Source organism: Frankia sp. CcWB2 (assembly GCF_977927585.1).
The window spans coordinates 1-5,850 of the sequence record NZ_CDWRCM010000024.1; the positions used below are offsets into that span (position 1 = coordinate 1).

The 5,850-nt window shown below is 70.0% G+C and carries 4 protein-coding genes and 1 pseudogene; 4 read left to right on the forward strand and 1 reads right to left on the reverse strand.

The window, feature by feature from the left end; all coding sequences use genetic code 11:
* Positions 1-273, reverse strand: a pseudogene (locus tag ACY45C_RS04540) (Fe-S oxidoreductase); the annotation flags it as partial.
* Positions 274-917: 644 nt separating this feature from the next.
* On the opposite strand from ACY45C_RS04540, the gene ACY45C_RS04545 reads away from it, so the two are divergent.
* The 4 genes from ACY45C_RS04545 to ACY45C_RS04560 all read left to right on the forward strand — a co-directional run.
* Positions 918-2,150, forward strand: a complete 1,233-nt coding sequence (locus ACY45C_RS04545; protein ID WP_462186411.1) for a nuclease-related domain-containing protein — start codon at positions 918-920, stop codon at positions 2,148-2,150.
* A gap of 321 nt (positions 2,151-2,471) precedes the next feature.
* Entirely contained in the window at positions 2,472-4,301 is a 1,830-nt protein-coding gene (gene dnaK, locus ACY45C_RS04550; RefSeq protein ID WP_462186386.1) for a molecular chaperone DnaK, read from the forward strand.
* Positions 4,298-5,113 (forward strand): nucleotide exchange factor GrpE, encoded by an 816-nt coding sequence (gene grpE, locus ACY45C_RS04555; RefSeq protein WP_462186387.1) that lies wholly within the window; start codon positions 4,298-4,300, stop codon positions 5,111-5,113. Before dnaK ends, grpE begins: the two co-directional genes overlap by 4 nt.
* 113 nt (positions 5,114-5,226) lie before the next feature.
* A partial coding sequence (locus ACY45C_RS04560) for a DnaJ domain-containing protein (protein WP_462186388.1) occupies positions 5,227-5,850 on the forward strand: 624 nt, incomplete at its 3' end.

Here is a 5,850-nt window from a genome sequence, read left to right on the forward strand (position 1 = left end):
GTCGAACAGGCCGCCGTAGGCCTCGATGACGGTCAGCAGCAGGATCGTGAAGCCCCAGAAGGTGAAGAAGTGGGCCGCCCCGGGCACCGACCACTTCAGCAGCTTGCGCTGCCCCCCGACCTCGCTGATCTCCGTCCAGACGCGGGTCGGCAGGTCGTCGAGCCGGCCCTCGGCCGGCTGGCCGGACCTGATCAGCCGGAACAGCCAGAAAACCCGGCGCCCGGCAACCGCGAGAGCAATCAGCGTGATCGCTCCACCGATCGCAATTCTCACAGCATCCTCCATCTGGCACCCACTATCGCGGGCGAGCCTGCTCGTACCGACCAGCAACGTATGGGACGAGTGGCTCACGCCACCCGGACAAGTGGCCCGCGCCACCGTAGGGGCGGGTCCGGTCCCACCTCCCGGCCAACCTGCCTGGCTGGGTCCCCACCCCCGGGCGTAGGGGCACTATGAGGCCGACAGCGAACCCGCTCACCGTCAACCCTGCCACGATGTGGTCCGAGCGGCCCGAGCTAAGGGGCCCAAAGGCCCGATCGTCCGCGCGAGGTGCACGAGACTGCTACGTTCAGCGGCAGACGCCCAACCAACACGCAACGCCTCGCACCGTCACGACTACCACGGCGCCCCGGATCCCGCCATCCCGGAACGTCGCTCCCCCCCGGGAGCCTCCCGGGCCGACGAGGTCAACCCTTGTGCCGGCAGGTGCTTCGACGCACCATAAGGACAGCTTTCGCCCACGGTGACCGGGCGATCGTGTGTCCCGCGGTGCTCGCCACCTTCACGTTGTGCATGGGCCCGGTGCCAGCGATGCCTTGACGACGCCCGGCGTGCCCCGGCGGACGGGCCCTACCGACGTTGACGACCCCGCGAACGACAACTCCGCGAACGACAACCCTGCGAACATGGTGGGCACGATGGCGACGATCACCCGGCCGACGATGACCCGAGTCGGCCGCCCTGGACACTCCCTGCAGACGGAGTACCTCCGGGCCAGGGAGAACCAGGCACTCGTGCGGCGGGACAAGCTGAGCCGCGAGGTACCCCGCACCGCGGTGCGCTCGGCCCTGGTGGGACTCGTTCTCGCCCTCGTCATCGGCTTCGGCCTGGGGCTGCCCACGGTCGCGGTCGTCGTGTTCCTGCTGGTCTTCATCGCCTGGCCGGCCGGGATCGTGATCGCCTCGTTCGGGACCGCCCCCGACGTCGAGTCGCTGCGCGAGGGGGCCGAGGCGGAGCGCAGGACCGCCCGCGCCATCGCCCGGCTGCGCCGCCAAGGGTACGTCATCCTGCACGACCGGGCCGTCCCCTACTCCGAGGCGACCATCGGTCACCTCCTGGTCGGGCCCGGCGGGGTGATGGTGCTCAGCAGCGACAACAACAAGGGCACCGTGCGGTACAAGAAGGGTGGGGCGACCTGTGACGGAGAGTCACTCAAGCCCCCGATCGACCGCACCGCCTGGTTGGGTGGCGAGGTCCGCAACCAGATCCGCGCAGCACTGCCGATGCTTAAGATCCCGGTAAGTCCGATCCTGGTGATGGTCGAGGCCAACGTCCTGTGGAGCGACGGCGCCCTCGACGGAGTGACGATCATCAGCATCAAGGACGTCGTCAACTACATCCGGCGCAAGCCCGGCCGGCTCAACCCCGGTGAGGTCCAGCAGATCGCCGCCGCCACGGAACGGCTGTTTCCGGCCTACTCGGCCAACCGCCTCGCCGAGCAGATCACCGTCGGTCGGGACCAGTGGCTGACCCTGATGGACGCGCTGCGCACGATCCGTGAGCGCGACGGGGACGCTTCCGAGATGCTCGACCGGCTCGCCCAGATCGAGTCCGACCTGGGCCGACAGGCCGACCTCATCAACCGGACCGGAATGCCGCTCACGGTTCCCGGCCGAGCGGGCACTGACGAGGCCGCGAACGGCGGCGGCGCGGCCTCCGGGCCGGACGGTCCGTCGGCTGCCGGCATGGGGCCGGTCGTCTCGCCCCGGCTCGGATCACGCGCGGGCGGACGGCCGCGCCCGGGAGCCCGCCGCGGGCGCATCCTGGCCGCCGTTCGACCGCCCCGGGAGACGACGGACCCCGACGCCGGCCAGGCGCCCGGCGACGGTGCCGCGGGTGACTCGGCCCCGCAGCCACCCGCCGGAAGCTGACGCTCTCCCACTCCACTCCACTCCACGCGGCTCCCCCGCAGGCTCTTCCCGCCAGCTCCCCTTCCGGTCCCGTCCGGCGGCGCTGGCGGGAATTTCCCGGCCGCACAAAAGTTGAGCGCGCTAGGATCACCTCTGTCAGGCTATGATAAGAGCCGTCGTCATGAGTCAGAGCGACTCAACACACCAGCCTGGCTTAGCGTTGGCGGAACCGAGGCTTCCCGGAGTGATCCTCAAACCTCGGTTCACCGACAGGTTCCATCCCCACGAGGTCGGTGCGCCCGCCTGATCGGCGCCACCGACATGATCGAAAGGCGCACAGACATGGCACGAGCGGTCGGTATCGACCTCGGCACCACGAACTCCGTCGTGAGCGTGCTCGAGGGCGGCGAACCCACGGTGATCGCCAACGCCGAGGGCTCCCGGACGACCCCGTCGGTCGTGGCTTTCGCGAAGAACGGCGAGGTCCTGGTCGGCGAGGTCGCCAAGCGTCAGGCGGTGACAAACGTCGAGCGCACCATCCGGTCGGTCAAACGCCACATGGGCACCGACTGGAAGATGACGGTCGACGCGAAGGATCTCACGCCCCAGGAGATCAGCGCGTTCATCCTGCAGAAGCTGAAGCGGGACGCCGAGTCCTACCTCGGTGAGACGGTCACGGACGCGGTCATCACCGTCCCGGCGTACTTCGATGACGCCCAGCGTCAGGCCACTACCGAGGCGGGCACGATCGCCGGGCTCAACGTCCTGCGGATCGTCAACGAGCCGACCGCCGCGGCCCTCGCCTACGGGTTGGACAAGGGCGAGAAGGAGCAGACCATCCTGGTCTTCGACCTCGGTGGCGGTACCTTCGACGTCTCCCTACTGGAGATCGGCGACGGTGTCGTCGAGGTGAAGTCCACCTCCGGTGACACCCACCTCGGTGGTGACGACTGGGATCAGCGCGTCACCGACCACCTGATCAAGACTTTCAACGGCCAGCACGGGGTCGACCTCGGCAAGGACAAGATGGCCCTGCAGCGGCTGCGGGAGGCCGCTGAGAAGGCGAAGATCGAGCTTTCGCAGTCCACCCAGACCACGATCAACCTGCCCTACATCACCGCGTCGGCCGAGGGTCCCCTGCACCTCGACGTCTCACTGTCGCGCGCCGAGTTCCAGCGGATGACCTCCGACCTCATCGACCGCTGCAGGCACCCCTTCCAGCAGGCGGTGAAGGACGCGGGGATCAAGGTCAGCGACATCGACCACGTCGTCCTCGTCGGTGGTTCCACCCGGATGCCCGCCGTCGTCGAGCTGGTCCGCGAGCTGACCGGGGGCAAGGAGCCGAACAAGGGCGTCAACCCGGACGAGGTCGTCGCCGTCGGCGCCTCGCTGCAGGCCGGCGTGCTCAAGGGCGAGGTCAAGGACGTCCTGCTCCTCGACGTCACCCCACTCTCGCTCGGCATCGAGACGAAGGGGGGGATCATGACCAAGCTCATCGAGCGCAACACCACGATCCCCACCAATCGCTCGGAGATCTTCACCACCGCCGAGGACAGCCAGCCCTCCGTGCAGATCCAGGTCTTCCAGGGCGAGCGCGAGATGGCCGCCTACAACAAGAAGCTCGGCATGTTCGAGCTGACCGGCCTGCCGCCCGCCCCGCGGGGCATGCCCCAGATCGAGGTCACCTTCGACATCGACGCAAACGGCATCGTGCACGTGTCCGCGAAGGACCTGGGCACCGGCAAGGAGCAGTCGATGACCATCACCGGTGGCTCGGCGCTGCCGAAGGACGACATCGACCGCATGGTCCGCGACGCCGAGCAGTACGCCGAGGAGGACCGCAGGCGCCGGGAGGAGGCCGAGACCCGCAACAAAGCCGAGACGCTCGTCTACTCGACCGAGCGGTTCCTCGCCGAGAACGGCGAAAAGATCGACGCCGCGGTGCAGAGCGACGTGGAGGAGAAGCTCGGCACGCTGCGGGGCGCCGTCGCCGGCACCGACACGGCGGCGATCCGCGAGGCGGCCGACGCGCTGGCCGCGGCTAGCCAGGCGATGGGCCAGGCCATGTACGCGCAGGCCGCCCAGGAGGGCGCGGGTGCCTCCGGCGGCGCCGGAGCAGCCGACGACGACGTGGTCGACGCGGAAATCGTGGATGAGGAGGACAAGAAGTGACCTCAAGCCAGGCCGCGGACTGGTGGGGTTCGTCTCGGCCCGACGGCCGGGACGAGGCCGCAGAGCCCCCGGTGGTGGTGCGGGACCGGCGCCGGATCGATCCGGAGAGCGGCGAGGTCCGGCCGGAGGCCGCTGCGTCCCCCGGCCCGACGGCCACGGAGGTTCCACCCGCCGGAGTCCCGGCGGGCGAGGGTGACGGTGAGCTCGTGGCGTCACTGCGCCAGCAGGTCACCGAGCGGACCGCGGACCTGCAGCGCCTGAAGGCCGAGTTCGACAACTACCGTCGGCGGGTCGAGCGGGACCGTCAGCAGATCGGCGAGCAGGCGACGGCGAAGCTGCTGGCGAGTCTGCTGTCGACCCTCGACGACATCGGCCGGGCTCGTGACCACGGCGATCTGGAAGGCCCGTTCAAGGCGATCGCGGAGGCCTTGGAGGCAGCCCTGGAGGCGACCGGGCTGGAGCGATACGGGGCGAAGGGCGACGAGTTCGACCCGTCGGTCCACGAGGCCCTGATGCACTCCTATCGGTCGGACGTGAGCGGGCCGACTTGCATGGACGTCTTCCGGGCGGGTTACCTGCACGCGGGCAAGGTGTTGCGGCCCGCGCAGGTGTCGGTCGCGGAACCGTCGGGCGAGGTGGACGAGACCGTCGATCAGCCAGTCGAGGCGGAGGTCGTCGCCGGGGCCGGCGAGGCGGCGGGGAGCGGCCCGGGCCAGGCAGGCGGCCCGCCGAATCGGCTGGCATCGGTTCCCGATGACACGGGCAGTGCGCCCGGGCCGGACAACGGCGGGCCCACTGTCAGCGCCGACTGAACACCGGCTGAAGAGGGGAGCCAGGTCCGTCCGGCCGTCCGCGAGCCGGGGTCTGACGGGCATGGCCGGCCACCGCCTCGCGCGGATGACATCGTGAAGGAAGGAGGGGCGCCGTGAGTGTTCGCGACATGGTCGAGAAGGACTATTACGCCGCTCTCGGCGTTCCAAAGGACGCCTCGGCGACCGACATCAAGAAGGCGTACCGCAGGCTGGCCCGTGAGCTGCACCCCGACAAGAACCCGGGGGACGCCAAGGCCGAGGCGCGGTTCAAGGAGGTCTCCGAGGCCTACGACGTTCTCTCGGACGAGGGCCGTCGACGGGAGTACGACGAGGCCCGGGCGCTGTTCGCGGCCGGCGGTCGTCCCGGCGGCGGCTTCGGCGGGCCTGGCCGAGCCGGGGGTTACGGCGGGTTCGGCGCACCCGGCACGGGCTACGGCAGCGGGCCGAACCTCAACCTCGACGACCTTCTCGGTGGGGCGAACGGCGGCCTCGGCGGCATCTTCGACAACCTGTTCCAGCGGTCGGCACCCGGACGCGGCCCGCGTCGGGGTGCCGACATCGAGGCCGAGGTCACGATCCCCTTCGAGAAGTCGCTGACCGGCCTGGAGGCGTCGGTCCGGCTTCCCGGGGCCGCGACCTGTACCACCTGCACCGGCAGCGGGGCGCGTCCCGGCACGACGCCGCGCACCTGCCCGACCTGCCGTGGGCTGGGCGTGGTGTCCCGCTCCCAGGGTGGC

Excerpts from the sequence above, each read along its gene's own strand:
- ACY45C_RS04545 (WP_462186411.1), top strand. The coding sequence starts at position 918 with ATGGCGACGATCACCCGGCCGACGATGACCCGAGTCGGCCGCCCTGGA.
- dnaK (WP_462186386.1), top strand. The coding sequence starts at position 2,472 with ATGGCACGAGCGGTCGGTATCGACCTCGGCACCACGAACTCCGTCGTG.